Origin of the sequence: Eubacterium maltosivorans (genome assembly GCF_002441855.2) — a bacterium.
In the GTDB taxonomy this organism is placed as follows: domain Bacteria; phylum Bacillota; class Clostridia; order Eubacteriales; family Eubacteriaceae; genus Eubacterium; species Eubacterium maltosivorans.
Map to the genome: position 1 here is coordinate 13,661 of NZ_CP029487.1, position 21,743 is coordinate 35,403.

Annotated in this window: 25 protein-coding genes; 20 read left to right on the forward strand and 5 right to left on the reverse strand. The window is 44.5% G+C overall.

The annotated features are described in order from the left end of the window. Positions 1–107 precede the first annotated feature (107 nt). From CPZ25_RS00135 to CPZ25_RS00150, 4 genes are all read left to right on the forward strand, one after another. Entirely contained in the window at positions 108–1,580 is a 1,473-nt protein-coding gene (locus CPZ25_RS00135; RefSeq protein ID WP_058695194.1) for an alpha-amylase, read from the forward strand. A gap of 27 nt (positions 1,581–1,607) precedes the next feature. Then, complete coding sequence (locus CPZ25_RS00140) at positions 1,608–2,528, forward strand: magnesium transporter CorA family protein (protein ID WP_167495127.1); 921 nt, start codon at positions 1,608–1,610, stop codon at positions 2,526–2,528. Positions 2,529–2,604: 76 nt separating this feature from the next. Continuing rightward, positions 2,605–3,057, forward strand: a complete 453-nt coding sequence (mscL, locus tag CPZ25_RS00145; protein WP_058695192.1) for a large conductance mechanosensitive channel protein MscL — start codon at positions 2,605–2,607, stop codon at positions 3,055–3,057. 75 nt (positions 3,058–3,132) lie between these two features. Further along, positions 3,133–3,480, forward strand: a complete 348-nt coding sequence (locus CPZ25_RS00150; RefSeq protein ID WP_074618212.1) for a DsrE family protein — start codon at positions 3,133–3,135, stop codon at positions 3,478–3,480. 91 nt (positions 3,481–3,571) lie between these two features. Here CPZ25_RS00150 and CPZ25_RS00155 read toward each other — a convergent pair whose 3' ends face one another. Then, a complete protein-coding gene (locus tag CPZ25_RS00155; protein WP_058695190.1) occupies positions 3,572–3,931 on the reverse strand; it encodes a hypothetical protein in 360 nt (119 codons plus the stop codon). Positions 3,932–4,185: 254 nt separating this feature from the next. Here CPZ25_RS00155 and CPZ25_RS00160 point away from each other — a divergent pair, with 254 nt between their 5' ends. The 7 genes from CPZ25_RS00160 (at position 4,186) to CPZ25_RS00190 (ending at position 8,330) form a co-directional block, all read left to right on the forward strand. Beyond that, a complete protein-coding gene (locus CPZ25_RS00160) occupies positions 4,186–4,746 on the forward strand; it encodes a TetR/AcrR family transcriptional regulator (RefSeq protein ID WP_058695189.1) in 561 nt (186 codons plus the stop codon). 16 nt (positions 4,747–4,762) lie between these two features. Then, the gene (locus CPZ25_RS00165; protein WP_058695188.1) at positions 4,763–5,206 is read left to right on the forward strand and encodes a hypothetical protein; all 444 of its coding nucleotides are present in this window, start codon (positions 4,763–4,765) and stop codon (positions 5,204–5,206) included. 107 nt (positions 5,207–5,313) lie between these two features. Next, entirely contained in the window at positions 5,314–5,613 is a 300-nt protein-coding gene (locus CPZ25_RS00170; RefSeq protein WP_058695187.1) for a hypothetical protein, read from the forward strand. An 82-nt stretch (positions 5,614–5,695) separates the two neighbouring features. Continuing rightward, positions 5,696–6,226, forward strand: a complete 531-nt coding sequence (mscL, locus tag CPZ25_RS00175; RefSeq protein ID WP_243129327.1) for a large conductance mechanosensitive channel protein MscL — start codon at positions 5,696–5,698, stop codon at positions 6,224–6,226. Between the two features lie 52 nt (positions 6,227–6,278). Beyond that, entirely contained in the window at positions 6,279–6,947 is a 669-nt protein-coding gene (gene sdaAB / locus CPZ25_RS00180) for an L-serine ammonia-lyase, iron-sulfur-dependent subunit beta (protein ID WP_096919297.1), read from the forward strand. Positions 6,948–6,957: 10 nt separating this feature from the next. Beyond that, positions 6,958–7,854 (forward strand): L-serine ammonia-lyase, iron-sulfur-dependent, subunit alpha, encoded by an 897-nt coding sequence (gene sdaAA / locus CPZ25_RS00185; protein WP_096919298.1) that lies wholly within the window; start codon positions 6,958–6,960, stop codon positions 7,852–7,854. Continuing rightward, positions 7,851–8,330 carry a deoxycytidylate deaminase gene (locus CPZ25_RS00190; RefSeq protein ID WP_096919299.1) on the forward strand — a complete coding sequence of 160 codons (480 nt, stop codon included), beginning with the start codon at positions 7,851–7,853 and terminating at the stop codon, positions 8,328–8,330. The genes sdaAA and CPZ25_RS00190 overlap by 4 nt, the downstream gene beginning before the upstream one ends. Before the next feature lie 46 nt (positions 8,331–8,376). Here CPZ25_RS00190 and CPZ25_RS00195 read toward each other — a convergent pair whose 3' ends face one another. Next, positions 8,377–9,027, reverse strand: a complete 651-nt coding sequence (locus tag CPZ25_RS00195) for a pentapeptide repeat-containing protein (protein WP_096919300.1) — start codon at positions 9,025–9,027, stop codon at positions 8,377–8,379. 148 nt (positions 9,028–9,175) lie between these two features. Here CPZ25_RS00195 and CPZ25_RS00200 point away from each other — a divergent pair, with 148 nt between their 5' ends. After that, positions 9,176–10,486, forward strand: a complete 1,311-nt coding sequence (locus tag CPZ25_RS00200) for a putative DNA modification/repair radical SAM protein (protein ID WP_096919301.1) — start codon at positions 9,176–9,178, stop codon at positions 10,484–10,486. Further along, positions 10,471–11,265, forward strand: a complete 795-nt coding sequence (locus CPZ25_RS00205; protein ID WP_058695181.1) for a TIGR03915 family putative DNA repair protein — start codon at positions 10,471–10,473, stop codon at positions 11,263–11,265. The genes CPZ25_RS00200 and CPZ25_RS00205 overlap by 16 nt, the downstream gene beginning before the upstream one ends. On the opposite strand, the gene CPZ25_RS00210 is transcribed toward CPZ25_RS00205, so the two are convergent. From CPZ25_RS00210 to CPZ25_RS00220, 3 genes are all read right to left on the reverse strand, one after another. Next, the gene (locus CPZ25_RS00210; protein ID WP_096919302.1) at positions 11,262–12,233 is read right to left on the reverse strand and encodes a DUF6179 domain-containing protein; all 972 of its coding nucleotides are present in this window, start codon (positions 12,231–12,233) and stop codon (positions 11,262–11,264) included. The two genes, CPZ25_RS00205 and CPZ25_RS00210, sit on opposite strands and share 4 nt — an antisense overlap. A gap of 1 nt (position 12,234) precedes the next feature. Next, the gene (locus tag CPZ25_RS00215; protein ID WP_074618220.1) at positions 12,235–12,681 is read right to left on the reverse strand and encodes a DUF6323 family protein; all 447 of its coding nucleotides are present in this window, start codon (positions 12,679–12,681) and stop codon (positions 12,235–12,237) included. A 215-nt stretch (positions 12,682–12,896) separates the two neighbouring features. Then, positions 12,897–14,216 carry an ATP-binding protein gene (locus CPZ25_RS00220; protein ID WP_074618221.1) on the reverse strand — a complete coding sequence of 440 codons (1,320 nt, stop codon included), beginning with the start codon at positions 14,214–14,216 and terminating at the stop codon, positions 12,897–12,899. Positions 14,217–14,417: 201 nt separating this feature from the next. Between CPZ25_RS00220 and CPZ25_RS00225 the strand changes: the two genes are divergently transcribed. The 7 genes from CPZ25_RS00225 (at position 14,418) to CPZ25_RS00255 (ending at position 21,681) form a co-directional block, all read left to right on the forward strand. Then, positions 14,418–15,896, forward strand: coding sequence for a M23 family metallopeptidase (locus tag CPZ25_RS00225; RefSeq protein WP_074618222.1), 1,479 nt, complete (start codon positions 14,418–14,420; stop codon positions 15,894–15,896). Positions 15,897–15,957: 61 nt separating this feature from the next. Continuing rightward, positions 15,958–16,635, forward strand: a complete 678-nt coding sequence (locus CPZ25_RS00230; protein WP_058695176.1) for a RecX family transcriptional regulator — start codon at positions 15,958–15,960, stop codon at positions 16,633–16,635. Positions 16,636–16,762: 127 nt separating this feature from the next. Beyond that, a complete protein-coding gene (locus CPZ25_RS00235) occupies positions 16,763–17,713 on the forward strand; it encodes a 2-hydroxyacid dehydrogenase (protein WP_074618223.1) in 951 nt (316 codons plus the stop codon). Between the two features lie 6 nt (positions 17,714–17,719). After that, positions 17,720–18,325 (forward strand): FMN-dependent NADH-azoreductase, encoded by a 606-nt coding sequence (locus CPZ25_RS00240; RefSeq protein WP_096919303.1) that lies wholly within the window; start codon positions 17,720–17,722, stop codon positions 18,323–18,325. Positions 18,326–18,447: 122 nt separating this feature from the next. Beyond that, complete coding sequence (locus tag CPZ25_RS00245; protein ID WP_083337185.1) at positions 18,448–19,164, forward strand: GTP pyrophosphokinase; 717 nt, start codon at positions 18,448–18,450, stop codon at positions 19,162–19,164. A gap of 152 nt (positions 19,165–19,316) precedes the next feature. Then, positions 19,317–20,528 (forward strand): 5-bromo-4-chloroindolyl phosphate hydrolysis family protein, encoded by a 1,212-nt coding sequence (locus CPZ25_RS00250; protein WP_058695173.1) that lies wholly within the window; start codon positions 19,317–19,319, stop codon positions 20,526–20,528. Between the two features lies 1 nt (position 20,529). Continuing rightward, positions 20,530–21,681, forward strand: coding sequence for a toxic anion resistance protein (locus CPZ25_RS00255; RefSeq protein ID WP_058695172.1), 1,152 nt, complete (start codon positions 20,530–20,532; stop codon positions 21,679–21,681). The last annotated feature ends 62 nt before the right edge of the window (positions 21,682–21,743 follow it).

A 21,743-nucleotide genomic window follows, 5' to 3' on the forward strand; every position in this document is an offset into this window, starting at 1 on the left:
TATTTTATTAAAACGTGGCGTCGTTTTCATTGTGGTTTAATGTTTTTATAATCTCTGCATGATATAATAAAAGCTCAAACCTATAATCGTTATGAGAAGGTGATAAAATGAATAACGGAACAATGATGCAGTATTTTGAATGGTACCTCCCGGCGGATAAGCTGTTATGGAAGCGTTGTGCCGCTCAGGCGGGAAATCTGAAAAAAGCTGGAATCACTGCTGTATGGCTGCCGCCTGCCTATAAGGGAGCGGATGGTATTTACGATGTGGGCTATGCGGTTTACGATACATACGACCTTGGAGAATTTGATCAAAAGGGGGATGTTGCCACCAAATACGGCACCCGCGAAGAGTACCTGATGGCTATTGACGCCTTTCACAATGAGGGAATTCAGGTTTTAGCCGATATTGTATTAAACCACCGGATTGGCGCGGATGAATGTGAGGAAACAGAAGCGATCCAGAGTAAGGAAACAGACCGTAACGAGCAAATCGGCGAAAAAAGCGTTATCACAGCCTGGACAAGGTTTACCTTTCCGGGAAGAGATGGAAAATACTCGGATTTCACCTGGAACTGGCGTTATTTTGACGGGACAGACTGGGATAATAAAAGCAACAGCGGCGGTATTTACCGGTTCCATGACAAGGGCTGGGACAGCGAGGTCGATCCGGAAAACGGCAATTATGACTACCTGATGGGCGCAGATGTTGATATGACCAACCGCGAGGTGGTCGAGGAGCTGAAGCGGTGGGGAAAATGGTACCTCGAAACCGCCAATATGGACGGTTTCCGTCTGGATGCGGTCAAGCATATTCGTTTTGAGTTTTTTGATGAATGGCTCTCCTATCTCAGAGAGACAACTGGCAAGGAGCTTTTTTCAGTGGGCGAATACTGGAGTGCGGAGGTCGAAACGCTGGAGCATTATTTTAAGGTCTGCAACTGGAGCATGTCGCTCTTTGACGTGCCTCTGCATTTTAAATTTCATCAGGCCTCCTGTGAGGGACAGGCCTTTGATATGGGCAGTCTTCTGGAAAACACGCTGGTCACCACTTTTCCAGATAAAGCGGTAACCTTTGTGGATAACCACGATACCCAGCCAGGACAGTCTCTGGAGTCCTGGGTTCAGGAATGGTTTAAACCCCAGGCCTACGCGGTGATCCTGCTGCGGGAAGGCGGTTATCCCTGTATTTTTTATGGGGATTATTACGGCATGCCCCACGATAACCTGCCGGCAGTCATTGGATTGGAAATGCTTTTGAGGGTCCGGAGCCTTTACGCTTACGGACAGCAGCACGATTATTTTGACGATGCGAATATTGTGGGATGGACAAGAGAAGGGGACGTCGAGCATCCGGATTCTGGTATTGGAGTTTTACTCTCCAACGGACCGGAAGGTGAAAAGCGTATGTATCTTGGAGCCACCTTTGCAGGTCAGTTCTTCAGAGACTGTACCCGCCATTTTTCGGAGCCGGTTTTCATAGATGCAGAGGGCTACGGCGTTTTCAGGGTTTCGCAGGCCTCGCTGTCCGTTTGGGTTAACGAGCGGGCCTACGGAGTGCTGATGATTAATCTCCCATAAAATACAGGATTAGGAATGGATTGTGAAATGTTATATTTGATGGAAAAATCGGGGATTCACCGTGCAGAGGAAAAAACGGCGCTGGAGCCGGATAAGAAATATATTGGTGTCTACACATATGAGGAGGCCAGCGGGCAGGGGGATAAATTTGGACTTCATGCCGGGTTTTTAAATCGGACGCTGTCCAATGACTCGATTCGCTTTGAAAGCTACGACCATCTGGATATGCTCTGCATTGCCGTGGTCGATCTGGCGGTAATGAAGCTGGATGTCCCCACAATGCATCTGTTTATCCAGGAAAACGCTTTTTTGATTGTCTGTGAGGATATGGCGTTTGTCAGCAGAATTCTTGAGCAGATTTCAGTGTACGATAAGCTCGAGGTGAGTTTTGGACGGCTGCTGTTTCATCTTTTTGACAAGCTCCTGGAGGACGATAACAGTTACCTGGATAAATTTGAAGAGAAAATTATGGCGCTTGAGAAAAAGATCATCAATGACAAAAGAAATAAAAACTATGTGAATAATATTATCGGCTACAGAAAAAAACTGGTACTGCTGAAAAGATATTATGAACAGGTCAGTGTTGTTTTTAAGTATATTGATTTAAATGAAAATAAGCTTTTTGATCATCAGTCTTTAAAACTGCTGCGAATTTTGTCGGGGAAAGTGGACCGCCTTTATAACAACGTGCTCTCGCTCATCGAATATGTGACTCAGATACGGGAGGCTTATCAGGCCGAGGTCGACATAAACCTCAATACAACAATGAAATTATTTACGGTTATCACCACCATCTTTTTTCCGCTCAGCCTGATTGCAGGCTGGTATGGTATGAATTTTAATATGCCGGAGTATCAGAGCCTTTACGGCTACCCTATGGTTATTATTCTGAGCGCCGGAGTGATCATTGCCTCGATTATCTATTTTAAGCGGAACCACTGGTTTTAAAAAGTTGACAAAAAATGTTGTTTTTTTCTGTAAGTTGGATATATTTATTAAAACAACTTAGGGAAGGATTGTATCGATGAAAAATTTACTCAAAGAATTCAAAGAGTTTGCGCTCAGAGGCAATGTGATGGAACTGGCTGTCGCGGTGATTATGGGCGCAGCCTTTCAGGGAATTATCAGCTCATTGACCGGGGACATTATTTCGCCAGTTCTTGGCCTTTTTGGCGGTGTTGATTTCAGTAATCTTGCAATTAATATTGGTGATGCCAGTATCCGGTATGGCGCCTTTGTAACAGCGGTTATTAATTTCATTATCATGGCCTTCGTCATTTTTTTAATGGTCAAGGGCATGAACAAGCTGGCAGGCCTCAGAAAAACAAAGGACAGCGAGGTGGATGAAGAAAAAACAAAAACCTGTCCTTACTGCTATACTGAAATACCCGAAAAAGCAGTGCGCTGCCCAAATTGCACCACAGTTTTGGTTAAACGGAAAAAGCAAGCGGCAGCAGAAATCCAAAAGGAAGATTAAAGCTTATGCGGGACCAGATAGGCAAGGGATGATTCGGGTATAATTAAGAAAAACCATTAAAGGAAGTGTTTTAAAATGAAAATACTATTTCATGTTGATGATACAGACCGGTTAAGCATGGCGGCAACCAATGCTGCCAATGCCGTTAAGTACATTCAGGATAACAAGCTTACTCTTGAGGCCGAGATTGTGGTGAACGGTGAAGCTGTGGCCGGGTTGGTTCGCAGGCGTATTGATGAGCCGCTATACCAAAGCCTGCAAAAGCTGGCAGACGGAAAGGTGTGCATTGCTGCCTGTCAAAACGCGTTGAAGGCTCATCAGCTTTCAAAAGAAGACCTGTGCGATTTCGTTACTGTTGTCCCCGCAGGGGTCATTGAGTTAGCCCGGAAACAGGAAGAAGGCTATGCTTACATTAAGCCTTGATAAAAAATCGTTATGTAAAAAAGCTATCGCTGTGTTCTAGGCGGTAGCTTTTTTATTGTTTAAGAGATCTTAGAATATGGGCTCAAATGGCTTAATGGGCTTGCTGGTCCTTGAGTTTGTCGGTGACCGCATTTGTCTTTTCCTTGGCTGCATCGCCGGCCTCGTCAGTCTTATGCTTTAGCCTGTCAATCGTTTCATCAGCTTTGGTTTTTGCTTTAGAAGCCATTTCTTCAGAGTTGCTCTGAACCTTTTTTCTGGACTCCTCAACCGAGTCTTTGGCCTTATCGGCCGCTTCGTTCAGCTTATCCACCATATTTTCAGCCGCATCATTTATTTTATCGGCAGCCTTTTCCACACTTTCGTTCACCTTATCGACCGCTTCCTTTGCTTTCTGGCTGGCTTTATTGTTTATTTCCTGTGTTCTTTCTTTTAATTCATCAAGATTTTTCATTATGAGTGCTCCTTTCTGTCAGAATATTCTCAAATTTTGTTAATATTTTATATACCCGCATTGTGAGCTTTAAACAGAAAAGCAATATAGGATCAGTTTAATTAAAGCAGCGATAGTGGGCTTTGGCAGAGGCGCTGCAGATGCTGGATTATTTATAAAATATTAAATTAAAATAATTCCGCTTTAAAAGATTGACAAACTTGCAAAAAAGATTTAATATTATAAAATGAACAACGTTCATTTTGGAGGAAACAATGAATACAAACGTAACGTCCAGGGAAGCGCTGGTGACGGCTGCCCGGGAAATCGCGCTGGCAGAAAGCCTATCTAAAATCAGTATACGGCGGATTGCCACTGTATGCGGCATCTCTGTTGGCGCAATATATAATTACTTTCCGACCAAAAGTGAGCTGATGATTGCAGTTATTGAAGACTTTTGGCGGTCCGCCTTTCATGGCGTGGGAGACGATTTATTTAAAGAAAAGAATTTTTGCCTTTTTATAAAAGGCGTCTATGAGCGTCTGTATTGCAATGTGCAGGAAGTTTATGAAAGCTGGCTGGAAGAAATTACCAGGCTTGATCTGGGCCAGAGCGGTAAGGAGCAGGAAGCACGGCATTTTGAGCATATCAAAAAAGGGCTGCTGAAGGTTCTGGAGAACGACGATGCCATAAGACAGGACGTCTGGAATGATCAGTTCACAAAAACAGGGCTCATTGATTTTGTTTTTGACAATTTACTGCTCCTTATGGGAAAAAGGGAAAAGGAATGCTGCTTTTTAACCCAGATGCTGGAGCAGGTGCTCTATCGCGAATAAAGAAAGGATCAATCAAATGAAAAAAATAATTCCAAGAGTTGATAAGCTGACGCTGCTGGTACTGGCCGGTGCCGTCTGGTTTATTGCAGGCTTTAACATTATGCGTATCGGCACACCAGATATGATTGCAAACTGGCAAAGCCCGGTGTTGCCCCTGTTGTTTTCGGTGGTAGTATTTGGCCTGTTTTTTAAATTTGTTTTTTATAAAATGGTGGTTAAGCATAGCGCGCGTATTATGAATTACGGAGACGAGAAAATACCGTTTTACCGCTTTTTTGATAAAAAGAGCTATCTGATTATGATTTTTATGATTACTTTTGGGGTAACCTTAAGAATGTCACATTTAATCCCACCGCTTTATCTCGGTACTTTCTATACCGGGCTGGGGGCATCCTTAATCGGCGCTGGTATTTTCTTTTTTATCCAGTACCGGAGAAACGCTGTGGCTGTAAATGCTTAAGCCTTTCTGATTTAATGTGATTGAGCACACATCTTAACATGTTTCTAATGACACCTGTTGGGTAAATATATATAATAGAAATATAAAAAGAAAGGAGTGCTAAAATCATGCTATATAGTACAGAAATGATGCGGAAAGCAATGTCTCTCGCAAGACATGCCTATTCAGACCGTATCGACAGAAAAGGAAGATCTTTGTTTTTGATGGCCTGTGCAAAGGCAGAAAAAATGAAAACAGAGAAAGAAACCGTCATTGCCCTGTTAAAAACGACAATGGAAGAAACAAATCTGACACTTAATGAAGTGAAGCAGGCGGGCTTTGAAGATGCGATAATCAATGCTCTTCCAAGCGGACAGTCTGCTAAAAAATGCTATGTGAAATCCACATTAGAAAGTCTGACGGCTTAAACGTTCGCTCGGAAAGCTCAGGCTTTCTTTTTTTATTTTTTGAAAAAGGGGTAATAAATATAAGATGAAGGGAGGCAGCTTTGTGTTTGATGATTTTAAAAAATTTGCGTTTAAGGGAAATATCCTTAGCCTGGCCATCGGCGTGGTCATTGGTAACTCTTTTAATAAGGTAGTATCCTCGGTAGTCAGCGATATTCTCATGCCCTTTTTTGGCTATCTGACAGCAGGCATTGATTTTAAGACGCTGAAACTGGTGCTGCATCCGGCAACCCTTGAGGGCGATAAAATTATCCGGCCAGAGCTTGTGATCTCTTATGGGGATTTTTTGCAGAATGTCATTGATTTTTTTATTATAGCGCTGTCCATTTATATTGTGACAAAAGCCATTCGGAAGATCAGCCGCAAAGATCAGAATCAAGATCAGCAGGATGCAGTGACGGAAATTGACCTTTTGACCGATATAAAAAATATATTGGAAAAAGATCAGAGCAGCCCTCCGGCACCATTGCCGGAAAGTGTGAAGGCTCAAAAAACAGACCTGCCAGAACAAAATGTTCCGATTCACAAAAATGCGCAGAAGCTGCGGCTTGATAAAAAGTATAGAATCCATTAAAATAAAGAGTAAACTTATTTGGAAAAACATGTAAAAGTTAAAGGGGAAACTATTGAAAGAACTATCCGTATTTGATATTATCGGGCCAAATATGATCGGGCCTTCCAGCTCCCATACCGCAGGAGCTTTAAGAATCGCACTTCTGGCCCGCAAAATGGTCAAGGAGACCATCCGAAAGGTAGATTTTGTGCTCTATGGTTCTTTTGCCAGGACCTACCGCGGACATGGCACAGACAAGGCCCTGGTGGCTGGAATTTTAGGCTTTGGCACCGAGGACTACCGTATTCGGGATTCCTTTGAGTATGCCAGAAAAGCAGGGCTTGAATACCGTTTTATTGCTAATACCGAGAAAAAGGATATCCATCCCAATACTGTAGCCATTACTATCACCGATATAGAGGGACAGACCACTGTTGTCGTCGGAGAGTCCGTAGGCGGCGGAGCCGCAGTGATCCGGGAAATCAACGGTGTCGAGATTGCCCTTTCCGGCGAATATAACACTATTCTGGTCAAGCAGAGGGATAAGCCCGGCGTGCTGGCCCATATCACCCGATGCCTGAGCGACTGCCAGATCAATATCGCTTTTACCAAGCTCTATCGAGAAAAGAAAGGCGAAATCGCTTATACAATTATCGAAACCGACGAAGAGATCACGGGCGAGGTCATCGCAGCCATCGAGGCGTCCGAGAATATTTTCAGCGCTACGCGCATCGAGCTGTAGGAGGAAAGCGATGAATTTTACAAATGGAAGTACCCTGTTAAAAAGCTGTCACCGCCATCAGTGTCCGATTTCAGAGGCCATGTTCAGAAGAGAAACGACCTATCTGGAAAACACGCCTGAAGAAACAGAAGCCCGGATGCATCACGCCTGGGAAATTATGAAGGACGCGGTCAGAACCTCCCTTGAGGAAGAGCTGACCTCTGTCGGCGGACTTATCGGCGGTGAGGCTCGGAAGCTTAACGCGCGCCGCCAGGCAGGCAAAAGCATCAGTGGTCCTCTGACCGCTAAAGCCATCGCCTATGCCATGGGCGTGCTTGAAGTGAACGCCTCCATGGGGCTGATCGTTGCGGCGCCTACTGCTGGCTCCTCCGGCGTACTGCCTGGAGTTCTCATGGCCGTTCAGGAGGAACACGGCTTTAGGGATACCGAGATGGAAAAAGCATTATTCAACGCGGGGGCTATCGGCTATATTATTTCACGGAACGCAACCGTTGCTGGAGCAGAAGGCGGCTGTCAGGCCGAGGTCGGTGCCGCCAGCGCCATGGCGGCCAGCGCGCTGACCGAGCTCTTTGGCGGAACCCCGCAGATGTGCCTGGGTGCCGCCGCAAACGCTCTTTCAAATCTGCTGGGACTGGTTTGTGACCCCATTGCAGGATTGGTGGAAGCGCCGTGTCAGAAGCGGAACGCCATCGGGGCTTCCAATGCCATTATCAGCGCAGAGATCGCATTGAGCGGCGTGGAAAGCCTTGTTCCCTTTGACGAGGCAGTCAGCGCCATGCTGCAGGTCGGAAGACGGCTGCCGCCAGAGCTACGGGAGACAGCCCTTGGGGGCATGGCCGCAACGCCGACAGGCTGTGCGCTGTGCAAGCAAATTTATAAAGGACAGGATGAGGAGGAAAGAGAATGAAAAGAGAAGATTATTTGTCCTGGGATGAATACTTCATGGGGATCGCCCTGCTGGCAGCCAAAAGAAGCAAGGACCCTGGAACACAGGTAGGAGCCTGTATTGTAAGCCCGGACAACAAAATTTTAACCATGGGCTATAATGGAATGCCCACAGGCTGTCATGATGACGAGATGCCCTGGGAGCGGGAAGGCGAGCCCCTTGAGACAAAATATCTTTACGTCTGTCATGCTGAATTTAACGCTATTTTGAATAACGGCGGTCGTTCTCTGAAAGGAGCGACCCTTTACGCAACCCTTTTTCCCTGTAATGAATGCGCCAAAGCCATCATTCAGTCGGGAATTCAAAAAGTTATTTATATGGAGGATAAATACGCAGATACCGACGCGGTCATTGCCTCCAAAAGAATGTTCGATATGGTTGGGGTCACCTACGAGGCCTATGAAGTTAAGCATAAGAAAATTGTCATTGAGCTGTAAAGCTAAAAAAGCTGCCGGCAAAACCCGGTAGCTTTTTTACCTTTCTTTATTCCTTGATGACAACCCCCAGAAGCCTTGAAAGCTCAGCGGCCTGAAAAAGATTTACAACAGCGCCTCGCAGCTCCTGGCTGCCGGAAACCGTGATCCGGCTCAGGGTATCGCTCGTGAAATCTATACCCTTTAAAGGCGTATGGAGAAAATCAGCTTCAGTGAGGTCGCACTGCTGAAACTGGGTGGTTTTCAATTTACAGTCCTGGAAGCTGACATTTTGGAGGGGGCAGTTCTCAAACAGGACGTGCTTGGTTTTACTGGTGGAAAAATTCATGAAATTTCCAAGGCATTCCGTAAAGTGGCATTCTTCCAAAATACAGGCGTTAAAATCGGTGCCCAGCAGTTTGCAGTTTTTGAAGACGACGCGGTGGAAGGTGGAATCACTGAGGTTAAGATTCGATAGATCACAGCCGGTAAAAATAACGTCGGCAAAAAAAGTATGGGTCAGGCCAGAAGATAGAAACTGACAGTTCTTAAACTGGCAGTGGTGAAATTCAAGCTTTGACTGGCGGAAAGCTTCAAGACCAGTATCGCTGAATTTAAAGCTTTCGATATCCTCATCCTCATCAATACATTCATAAATAATTGTGAGCAGGTCATTATAAGGCTTTAGGGGATCGGGAAAAGCCGGTGGTTGTAAGCGCATAAGGACACTCCTTTCATGATGACTTATTATAGCATAACAGATATCAGAATTAAATAGAAAATTTGTTCTTTTTCTGTTGACTAATTCGATCTGATGTTTTATACTAATTTAAAGAAAGAACGGATATTTGAAGGGATGAGGGCTTAAAATGGAACTGTTGGACAAATTGAAAATTCTAACCGATGCTGCAAAATTTGACGTAGCCTGTACCTCCAGTGGGGTAAAACGGAATGGAAAGAAGGGTGCCTTGGGAAATACGGTGGCGGATGGCATCTGCCATAGCTTTGCAACGGATGGCCGCTGCATTTCTCTTCTGAAGGTGCTGATGACAAATGTATGTGTCTATGACTGCAAGTACTGTGTGAACAGGGTTTCTCAGGATGTTGAGCGCGCTGCATTTACCCCAAGGGAGCTGGCAGATCTGACCATTGGCTTTTACCGGCGAAATTATATCGAAGGCCTTTTTCTCAGTTCTTCGGTCATAAAAAATCCTGATTATACCTGTGAAAGAATGATTGAAACCCTGGCGCTTTTGAGAGGGGATGAATACAATTTTAACGGCTACATTCATGTAAAAGCCATACCAGGGGCCGATCCAAGGCTTTTGACACAGCTGGGCTATCTGGCGGACCGGATGAGCATTAACATTGAGCTTCCGTCTGAGGAGGGCCTTAAACGACTGGCGCCGGATAAAACAAAGACCTCCATTTTTAAGCCCATGGGGATGATTACAGATAAAATCGAAGAAAACAGCTATGATGTGGTCAAATACCGCCATACCCCCAAATTTGTCCCGGCCGGCCAGAGCACACAGATGATCATCGGTGCAACCCCGGACACAGACTACAAAATATTAAACCTGACAGAAGGCCTTTATCAGAAATATTCGCTTAAACGCGTGTTTTTTTCTGCTTATGTGCCTGTGTCAGAAAATAAACTACTGCCGGCCCTCGACACTAAACCGCCGCTTTTGCGAGAGCACCGGCTGTACCAGGCGGATTGGCTGCTCCGGTTTTATGGCTTTCACGCGGCTGAGCTGCTGGATGCCGAGCATCCGAATTTTAACCCACTGGTTGATCCAAAGTGCAGCTGGGCGCTGGCGCATCTGGATCAGTTTCCCATTGAGGTGAATACTGCCTCCAGAGAAATGCTTCTAAGGGTGCCGGGTATTGGGGTTAAAAGCACCACGCGTATTATTCAGGCACGGCGGATGGGGAGGCTGGATTTTGAGGGACTGCGTAAAATCGGTGTGGTCTTGAAGCGGGCTCAGTATTTTATTTTGTGCAGCGGAAAAATGGTTGAAGGGCTTAAGGTAACGCCGGACGGCGTGTTGAGAGCGCTGATTTCAGAGCAGGGACAACGCGATTTAATTGAACGGAAATATGAGCAGCTGTCCTTCTTTGATAAAGATCAGTCGCCTGTGCTGCATAGGGAGGTTTTAAAATGTCTGACACAATGAAGCAGGTTTATCTCTATGATGGTAGCTTTGAGGGGTTTCTGTGCTGTATTTTTGAAAGCTATATAAAAAAAGAAACCCCTGTCGATATTGTGCCAGATACCTTTAAGCAGTTTTTTCTCTATCCCATTAAGGAGATTGAAACAAACCGCAGACACGCCGACAGGGTTTTCCGTTCCTTTGATATTAAAATGTCTCCAGAAGTGACTGACTTTATTAAGTGTGGATTTCTGACCTGTCATCCTAAAAAGGAAATGTTAATGTATCGTTTTATCCGAAAAGGTTACCGTGTGGGGGGCGGTATTATCGACTGTCTGGCTGATCCGGATGTTCATGAGCTTTACAGAGCGGTCAAGCACCTTAAAAACGAAGCCCATCTTCTTCGGGGCTTTATCCGGTTTAGTGAGTATAATAAAACCCTCGTCTCAGTAATCGCACCTAAAAACTGGGTGCTTCCTCTTTTAGCAGAGCATTTCAGCGATCGGTATAACGGAGAAACGTTTATGATCTATGACGAGGTCCACCACTCAGCCCTTATCTATCACCCTTATGAGTGGATGCTTGTGCCGGTTGAGGATTTTACGCTGCCGGAGGCTGATGAAGAGGAGCTTCTTTTTCAGCAGCTGTGGCAGCGCTTTTACAATACGATCGGTATTAAGCAGCGTTTTAACCCGAAATGCCAGATGACGCATATGCCAAAACGTTATTGGTCTCATACGGTTGAGCACCAGCCTGAGCGCCTTGGCGAATATGGGCAGAAAAAACATTTAAGCGGAACCTAGCGGACAGCTAGGAAGGAGCAAATGGTCTCCTGCTTGACAGAACGGTATAATCCAGCGATGGTTTTATCCTGACATTTGCCTAAATAGGTTTTAAGGGAAGGCCAGCGCAGGCCTTTTTCAACAATGATGGCAGAAATTGCCTGACTGACAGCCTCTTTACATTTTTTTCGGGGTTGTCCTTCAAATTGTTCTGCCAGCGACAGGGCTTCCCGCTCTGTTATAAGGATTGACGCATTGTTATCGTCCAGGAGCCTGCGGGCTACAGCGTTATTGAGTACCAGACCAAAAATATTTTCAGTAAGATCCCGGCTGGGATAACCGACATTGGCGGCAAACCGGTTCAAAAGCGTAATAATCTCGTCCTGATCGAACTGATTACAAAAGTGGTTTTCGAGATAGAGATTATTGATAATTTCTTTCATATAATGGATGCCGGAAAGGCTTTTTTGATAGTAGGAGGGAAGGTATTCCAGCATACCGGGCGTTTCGGTTGCCTTGAATTCTGGATCGTACTCTTTGAAAAATAAAGGTATATCGTCAATGGTGGTGTTGTAGGCATAGACGTCAACCTTTAGTCGGTTTCCTTTCAGGCGAGTATAGAGTAGTTTCGACTGATTAATTTCCTGTTTAATCTGGGTCAGCCCTTCGGTAAAAAGACTTGGAAGGGTTGAGGTTTGAAGTTTTTCGATGGCATCTTCGGGATTTTCATATTGTGATAAGATGGTGTCGATACAGTAAAAAATGCCATCGGTCAGCATACCTGCGATTTCTGTCTTGACAGAGCTTCCCCCCTGGGTGTAATGGCTGATCTGGCGGGTAAGCAGTGCGCTGAGATGCTTTTGAAAAGTTTCGAGATTGTTCTTGTTGATCATTCCAATGCGCACCCCCTCATATAACAATGTTTTTGTGTACTCGGCAGGGTCTAAATTTTTGACTTTCAGTGTGTTAACGGGCTCCATTTGTTTCATTTTAAATCTCCTGTTTGTGTAATTTGCTTCTGCAAAGTGCGTTAATTTGTCGATCCATCAGGATATCTTCGGCATTTGTCAATCCGCGGTCCAGAGCATCTGCCAGATGCTCGATGATGCAGTCGTCGCTGATACGGTCCAGAGTGTCCTCTTTGATAATATAGAAGGCTTCGACCAATTCTTCAAGGGTTTGGATATAGTTTTCTGGCCAGAGACTTTGAGAGTGGCAGACCGCGCGGATGATTTTTGGCAGTATGCCCTGGCCAATTTCTATACGTCCATGGCTTTTGAGTTCGCCGGCATTATACATGGTCAGCCTATGGGCTTCGTCAGGAGTGAGGGAAAGGCCGTATTTAGCGGCGTTATCATTGGTACAGAGAATGGCATTTTCTTTTTCAACAATGTCTAGAGTACCAGAATTCAGCAGTGTAATCTGAAAATTCTTCATAAATATCCTCCTTGCCTATTGACAAAATAACCGATATGTGATATAATTATAAAATTAATATAGATAAATAATTTGAACGCAAACACTAGTATAACATTGATCACGCAGTGCTGTCAATGTTTTTTATTTTTTTGAAAAAAATGGTTGATAAAATTTATCGGTCATTGGAAATATACAAAAACCGCTGCAGGGTGCCTGCAGCGGTTTTTTAATGGCTAGTCTTCCGTAAAGGAATTGATTTTTAAATAGTCGATAAACTGCTCAGCCGTACGTCCGGAACGGTTAAGATGCCGCAGCTCCCATTGGATGGCCAGAGACTCGATTCTTGCGGCGGGCATATTAATACCGGCCTCCTTTGCGAGTTCCAAAACCATGGAGAGATAGCCTTTCTGATTAGGAACCTCAAAGGTGAGCACCAGACCAAAACGGCTAGAAAGTGAGAGCTTTTCTTCCATGACATCCTTGGTATGAACCGCGTTATCGCGTTCGGACATGGTTTCAGTTACAAGATGGCGTTTGTTGGAGGTGGCATAAATCAGCACATTCTGCGGGTTTTCCTCGAGAGAGCCCTCCATGACATTTTTGAAAATCTTATAGTCTGCATCGTCCTCGTCAAAGGAGAGATCATCGATAAAAAGAATGAACGGGTAAGGCCGTTTTTTTACATATTCGATGACCGAGGGGATATATTCCAGCTGGTCTTTTTTTATTTCAACCATTTTAAGCTTGGTATCCTTAAAGGTATCCAGCAGGGCTTTGACCATCGTGGATTTTCCGGTACCCATATCTCCTTGAAGCAGTACGTTCAGACCAGTGTAATTGTTTATAAAGGAGGCAGTATTGGCAATGAGTTCCTTTTTTTGCATATCATAGCCGACAAGGGAATCCATAGGCTTATATTTTTGGTTGGTAATAGGGGAAAGGCGTCCACCGTCCACAATTTTAAAGCTGACATTAATTTCAAAAATTCCAAGACCGTGATGGTTGATGTATTCGTTGGTGGCGGTAAAGGCTTTATCGATGTTCTCAGTAGAAAAGGCCAGATCGATTTCATCACAGGGAGGAACCGGGAAAAAGATATGGGCAGAAAAGATATTGGTGTCGTCAAGATTTGTTTCCTTTAAAAAGGTATCCCAGTCAAAGTGATAGAGCTTCATGAAAATTTCAAATTCATGGTACATGCTTTTGGCAAAGGGGTGCTGCTTAGTAACGGGACCTCTTTCGAATAAAAGCGTCAGAGGATTCTCATTCCCGACGATCTGGGTGATCAGAAAATCCTTCCAGGGAGTTTTAGCGTAATTGGTGTCCTCGCTTTTATTAAAAGAATAGCCCAGCATCAGAGATTTCAAATGATAGTATGTGTCCAGATATTCCTTTCGATATTCGGCGCCCTTTAAGCCGGATTCATAGGCTTTTGAAAGAATCAGAAAATCCTTGAGGATCGGGTGCTCCAGAACGGGGCGGTAAAAGGAAAGTGTACTAAAGATATCTGACGCAATCACACGATTTATATTATCAGAGCTTTCAGTTGTCATATTTTGTTCACCTCAATAGTAAATTGTATTTTGTATTCTATTATAGCATAAGCGATTGCGTGATGGGACTAAAAAACAAAAATCTTAAAGATTCATCCTTTTTGTAACGAAAAAGTTACAAAAATCTTGAGAAAAGTTTACGTTTATGTTAAAATTCAATTGTCAACATGTTTTAGCGCTAATTTAAGGAGAAAATATAAATTGAAAACCTCAAAATTTGGAGATAAGCTGAGTTCTGTTGAAGAAAAAATTAACGCAAGGCTGGACAAATTTAACGATAAAATTGGAAAGCGGATTTTTACTGCCAGAGCGTCTGCCATTGTGGTAACAGCCTTTATGGTCTGTGTCGGAACGGGAATTGCCCATGTCCAGACAACAGCTTACGAGGTGTTGTATAATGGACAAAGCATTGGATATGTCAAAGATCAGAGTACCTTTGATAACGCTCTCGGAGAGCTGCAGCAAAAGCTTTCAAAGGAATATGGCAATGATAATGTTATTATTGCAGATGATATCAAGCTTAAGCCTGCCCGTACAATGGGAGAAAAGCTCGATGTGGACCAGTGTGCCGAGACCATTTATAATGCCGGAGTCGATGTTAAGCTCAAGGGGGCAGCCATCATGATTGATGGAAAGGCAGCCATCCAGACCGACTCTAAGGAGACAGCAGAAAAGGCGCTGAATGATTTTAAAAAGCAGTACGCCCAGGTAGAGGGTGCGACCGTTTTAAGCTCTGAGCTTAAGCAAAATGTCACGATTGATGAGCAAAATGTGGAAGTGCCTGATGCAAAAAATTATGATGTTACGATGTCATACCTGAAAGAAGGAAACGAGATTACAGCTCAGACCACCGTTCAGCCGGGGGAAACTGATGGAAATCTTATTGCGGCCAACCGTGGAACAACTGTTGACCGTCTAGCAGCCATGAACGCTGATAAGGATCTGAATGCTTTAAAGGAAGGTGACGTCCTGAATACAACTCAGAAGTCGCCTGTACTGACAGTGGTTACCATTGTCGAAAAGCAGTATCAGGAAGAAATCCCCTTTGAGACAGAAGAACAGCCTACCGATGAGCTGATGACTGGCGAAGAGGAAGAAATACAGAAAGGGGAAAACGGCCAGAAGGATATCGATGCTGTTTTTACCTATGAAAACGGCCAGGAGGTCGGTAAAGAAGTTAAATCAGAAAATACTACCAAGGAGCCAGTCAAGGCAGTTAAACGTGTGGGAACAAAGGAAGCGGCAGCTGCGCCTGTATCCAGAGGCTCCATCAGCGGCAGCGGACAGTTTCTGATCCCGACCAGCGGCCTTGTGGGTGAAATAGGACGCCCGGGCGGCGGATCAAGCAATCACTCCAATGGCTGCGCTGTGGATATTTTGAACAGCTACGGCACCCCGGTTTATGCATCAGCGGCTGGAACAGTAACGCGCGCGTCAAGCTTTGGCGGCTATGGAAACTGTATTGAAATTCAGCATGAAGGCGGCTACTCGACATTGTACGGCCACCTGAGCAGCATTGATGTCAGTGTTGGACAGACTGTCGGCCAAGGTGAATATATTGGAGGAACCGGTTCTACCGGATCTTCAACGGCTAACCATCTTCATTTTGAAGTGAAGATTGGCGGTGTTGCCCAGCTTATTCAGGATTATATCCCTGTTTCGTCTGGCGCTTATGTTTAAAATTTGTTAAAATAAAACTGCTGGGATTAGCCGGCAGTTTTTTTAGTGGAAAGGAAACCCTATGAGTGATCCTAAGACAGTTCAGAAAGCCTATGACCAGAGTCTGAATTACATTTCTTTTAAAAATCGGACTGAAAAGGAAATGGTCGACTATCTGGAAAAAAAAGAGTACAGTGAGCGTGTGATTGCAGAGGTTATGGCAAAGCTTATACAGTATGCCTTTATTAACGATACCGCTTATGTAAAGAATTATTGCTATAACAATATTCATTTCAATTTCTGGGGCAGGATTAAAATGCGTTATGACCTGAAAAAACGTGGGATTCCTCACGAGTTGATCGCCAGCTTAGAGGAGCTTTATACGCCGGAGCAGGAACGGATATGCTGCGAGAAACAGTATGAAAAAGCGGCCCGTCAGTACAGCCGGGAAAGCTACAGGAAACGCAAAGGTAAAATCTATACCTTTTTGCAGAGAAAGGGATTTCCGGGTGAGGTTATCCGCGAGGTGATCGAGGCTAACCTGCCAGAGGATGAAACTGAAAACCTGACTGAGGAAGAGGCCGAGGCACTTCTTGAAAAACAGATGACCGAACTCAGACGTTTTTATGAAAAATACCGCAGAATGCAGGAAAACAAAGGTTATACAGGCCGAGAACTGAAGCAGCGAGTTACCCGTAATCTGATGAGCAGAGGCTACAGCTACGATCAAATACGAATAATGACCGAAGAAGACGAATAATTATCTTTTTTGCCGTTAAGGTTACAAAGAATTTTGGTGATTGGTATAAATTTATCCTTAAAAAGCATGCGGGTTTGTATTATAATAAGCTTATTAGGATTAAATTAGGATTCGGAGGCAACGAGCGATGAAAATTGTAATAATGGAACCCCTCGGCATTACAGAGGATGCACTGCAGACCTTGAGCATGCTGCTTCGTGCAGACGGGCACGAGTTTATTGCTTATGAAAACCGGGAAACCGACACAGAAAAGCTGATTGAGCGGGTAAAAGACGCCGATGTTGTCGTACTGGCCAACCAGCCTTTTGGAAAAGAGGTTATTGACGCCTGCAAAAATCTGAAGCTGGTGGATATTGCCTTTACAGGGGTTGACCATGTAGATGTTGCCGCCTGTAAGGAAAGAGGCATTATCCTGTGCAATGCGGCGGGCTATTCGACCAATGCGGTGGCCGAGCTGGCCTTTGGTCTTATGATTGATGTCTACCGCTATATTGTGACCTGTGACCATGAAACCCGCAATGGCGGCACCATTGGCGGACTGATCGGCCATGAGCTCTGTGGTAAAAAGCTGGGAATCGTAGGAACTGGCGCCATTGGTCTGAAAGTGGCAGAAATTGGAAAAGCTTTTGGCTGTGAGCTTTTAGCCTACAGCCGGACTGTTCGCTCAGAAGGTCTAGAAATGGGTATCAAGTATATGGATTTAGAGGAGCTCCTCAAGCAGAGCGATATTGTAACGCTTCATATTCCTGTAAGTCCAGAAACACAGGGACTGATCAGCCGGGATATGCTGGCGCTTATGAAGCCTGAAGCCATTATAATCAATACATCGAGAGGCGGAGTTATTGACAATGAGGCACTGGCTGACGCACTAAAAGAAGGTAAAGTGGCCGGCGCCGGCATTGATGTTTATGAAGGAGAACCGCCGCTGCCAAAGGACCATCCGCTTTTAAGCGCACCGAACACAGTTCTTACACCACACGTGGCATATGCTACAAAAGAGTCCCTGTATAAGCGAGCAGTCATTGTATTTGATAATATTCGCTGCTGGCTTGAGGGCAATCCACAGAATAGGGTATAGGTAAAAATGAAGAAAATACTAGTTGTAACAGCCAGCCCTCTGGCTGAGAATTCTGTCAGCTGTCAGCTGGCAGGTGTTTTTATGAAAAATTATCAGGAGGTACATCCAGAGGATCAGCTTAAGTGCATTGATCTCAGCCGTCTGGAGCTTCCAGAGATTGACGAAGAGCTTATTGCCTACTTTAACGGGCAGTCTGACTCAGATAATGGCGCCTATACAGAAATAGACACCCTTTGTGAAGAATTTATGGCGGCGGACAAAACTGTTTTTGCGCTGCCGCATTGGAATTTAATCGTTCCGCCGAAGATGATCAGCTACTCGCTGGCGGTTATGCGCGCGGGCAGGAGCTTTCGTTATACGGAAAAAGGGCCGGTCGGCCTGCTGAAAAATAAAAAAACTCTGATTCTGATGGCCAGCGGCGGTACTTGTAATACCGATAATCCTGTTATGCACTGTTATGGCGTGGACTGGCTTAAGGGAATCCTTGGCCTGTGTGGGATTAAGGATGTCTCTGTGATTTATGCCCAAGGTATGGAGGAACAGCCGGATAAAACACAGGAGATCATGAATAATGCCTGTTTAGAGGTTGAAGCCTTCTCAAAAGAATGGTAAAATAAAAGCAGATGCGAAAAAAGCGTCTGCTTTTTTAATTTATTTTATAAAAAATTAAGCGAAACATATTAAAATAGAGTTTGTTATTGAGTTTGCTTTATAGTCACAACAGGAGAGATAGTATGCTAAATACAAAAATAACCGATAAGACACCCATGGTGGATATACTTAAAAAGGTTGGCGCGGAGGTATTCGTTGGAAACGATACCACAGATCCTTACGAGGTAGCGCAGGCCTTAATCAAGGAATTATATGATTTGGAGAACACCTATACAGCGGCGATTAAGGAGGTGCGCACCAAGCTTGAGATTTTGAACGACGAGTTTCAGTCAACCCATGAGCGCAACCCGATCCATACCATTCAGTCCAGAGTAAAATCACCCAAGAGCATTGTTGAAAAGCTGGATCGCAAGGGCTTTGACCTGTGCGTTGAGTCCGCCAGAGAAAATCTGGATGATATCGCAGGGATTCGTATCATTTGCCCGTATATTGAGGATATCTACGCTGTTAAAAATCTTTTGAAAGCGCAGGACGATATTGAGCTTGTCCGCGTTACAGATTATATTAAAAAACCAAAGCCAAATGGTTACCGTAGTCTGCATTTAATTTTAAAGGTACCGGTGTTCTTTTCGGACCATAAGGAGATGGTTAAGGTAGAGGTACAGATCCGGACCATCGCTATGGATTTCTGGGCCAGCCTGGAACATCAGCTCCGGTATAAGGCAGTGGATTCTGCCAACATCCCCGAGTCTGTCGCCCGTGAGCTGAAAGAGTGCGCTGATACTATTGCAGAAACAGATGTGAGAATGCAGGATATCCATAACCAGGTAATCCGATAAAATACAGCCGTCAGAAAGCTGCTCTAGCCTCTGACGGCTGTATTTTTGTTTAATAAAACCTTGCGAACTGCCTGTTTTAACAATTTCAAATTGTTATTTTAAGTGTAATAGGATATAATTGTTCTACAGCATGAATATTATGGAGGAAAAAAGTGTCAAAGAATGATTACTCCAATCTTGGCGAGGAAATTAAATCCATTGTGAAAGAAGCCATAAACTCAACGGATTTTAAACAGCTCAACAAAAATATAAGCAATACGGTGAACAGCGCCCTGGAAGAAGTAAAAAAAGGCGTGCAGAGAGGAAAAGCCGTATGGTATGAAACAAGTGCCAGGATTGATGATGAAGAAGAAACAGTAACAGAGGCGCAGGTGGTAGAGCGGCCGCTGCGCGCACCGGTGGCAAAGTCGCCGGCTGGTAAAATATCCAGTATCATTATGATGGTGCTGGGATACTTTGGAATAGGATTCAGCGCCTTTGTATTGGCGGCTGTGGGAATTGCAGTCGGTATATCCGGCAGTCTTATTGCAATGGGTGTATCTATGGGGGTGCTGATCCCTCTGCTGATCGTATGTATCATCCTAGCTGTTACAGGAACAAAATCCAGAGGCCGGGTAAAGCGGTTTTATGAGTATGTTCGCACCCTTAACGGGCAGGCCTATATCTCAGTAAAACAGCTTGCATCCAGCGTTGGAAAAAATGATAAGTTTGTCGTGAAGGATTTATTGAAAATGATTCGTTCTGGTATGTTCCCTGAGGGGCGGATTAATGAGGAAAAAACCTATCTTCTGCTAAGTGATGAAGCCTACGACGCTTATGAAAAATACGAGGAAGGCGTCCGTCTGCGCGAGCGTGAGGAGCGCCGTTTAAGAGAAGAGGTAGAGCGGCAGCAGAGAATGGAAGCCCAAAATCCGATTCTCAAGGAAACGCGTCTGCTCATAGAAGAAGGCAAGGAAAGTATCGAACAGATCCGAGAGGCTAATGAGGCCATTTCAGGGGAAGTGATCTCACAGAAGCTTGACCGCCTGGAAATCATACTCTGCAAAATTTTCGAGTATGTTGAAAACCATACAGATGAGCTTCCCGAAACCCGCAAATTTATGGGCTATTATCTGCCAACGACCCTGAAGCTGGTTAACGCCTACCGTGAAATGGACGCGGAGCCCATCCAGGGAGAGAATATCCGGAGCGCGAAGCATGAGATCGAGGAGACACTGGACACCATCAATTATGCCTTTGAAAATCTGCTTGACAGTTTTTATCAGGACAAGGCGATGGATATCTCTACAGATATTACAGTGCTTGAAACCATGCTGGCCCAGGAAGGCCTGACAGAAAAAGACTTTAACACTGGAGGAAAGTAAAATGAGTGATGAAATAAAAGATTTTGAAACCGTTACGCCGACCCTGACTTTTGACCCCTTCGAGGAAGTAAAGGAGCCGATGCCAGAGACGGTAAAAGAAATGGCTGTAGAGGATGCAGCTTTTAATGAAAATACGCTGACGCCAGAAGAACGTCAGATGGTGGAAAATTTTTCACAGCAGATCGAGCTTACCAATTCTAATATGATCATGCAGTATGGAGCAGGCGCACAGAAAAAAATTGCGGATTTTTCAGAAACAGCGCTGGACAGTGTCAAGAGTAAAGATCTTGGTGAAATTGGCAATATGCTTACCAATATGGTCACAGAGCTTAAAAGCTTTGATGTTCAGGAGGAAGAAAAAGGATTCTTTGGTTTCTTTAAAAAAAGTGCCAATAAGATAACAGCTATGCGTGCAAAATACGCAACAGCAGAAACAAATGTTAATAAAATATCGGAAATTCTGGAAGGTCATCAGATCCAGCTTATGAAGGATGTAGCCATGCTGGATAAAATGTACGAGGTTAATAAAACCTATTTTAAAGAGCTTTCTATGTATATTCTGGCTGGCAAGAAAAAGCTGGCCAAAACTCAAAACGAAGAACTGCCGGCACTGGTAGAAAAATCTAAGCTCAGTGGTTTACCGGAGGACGCCCAGGCAGCCAACGATTTGGCCGCCATGTGCAATCGCTTTGAAAAGAAAATTCATGACCTTGAGCTTACTCGTATGATCTCATTGCAGATGGCGCCGCAGATTCGTCTGGTTCAGAATAATGATATTCTGATGGCAGAAAAAATTCAGTCTTCACTCGTGAATACCATTCCGCTGTGGAAGAGCCAGATGGTACTGGCACTGGGAGTTGTCCACTCAGGGCAGGCAGCGGAAGCTCAGAGACAGGTTACCGATATGACCAACGAGCTCCTCAAGAAAAATGCCGACACCCTTAAAATGGCAACCATTGAAACCGCCAAAGAATCTGAGCGCGGTATTGTAGATATCGAAACTCTGAAGCATACAAATGAATCGCTGATTTCCACTTTTGATGAAGTCCTGCGAATCCAGGCTGAAGGACGAGAAAAACGCCAGGCCGCTGAGGTTGAAATGCAGAAAATTGAAAGTGAACTGAAACAGAAGCTGTTAGAAATTAAAAAATAAAAAGCAGGGCCCCGCCCTGCTTTTTTTATCTGGTTTTATAGTATAATGGATTTTATATAACG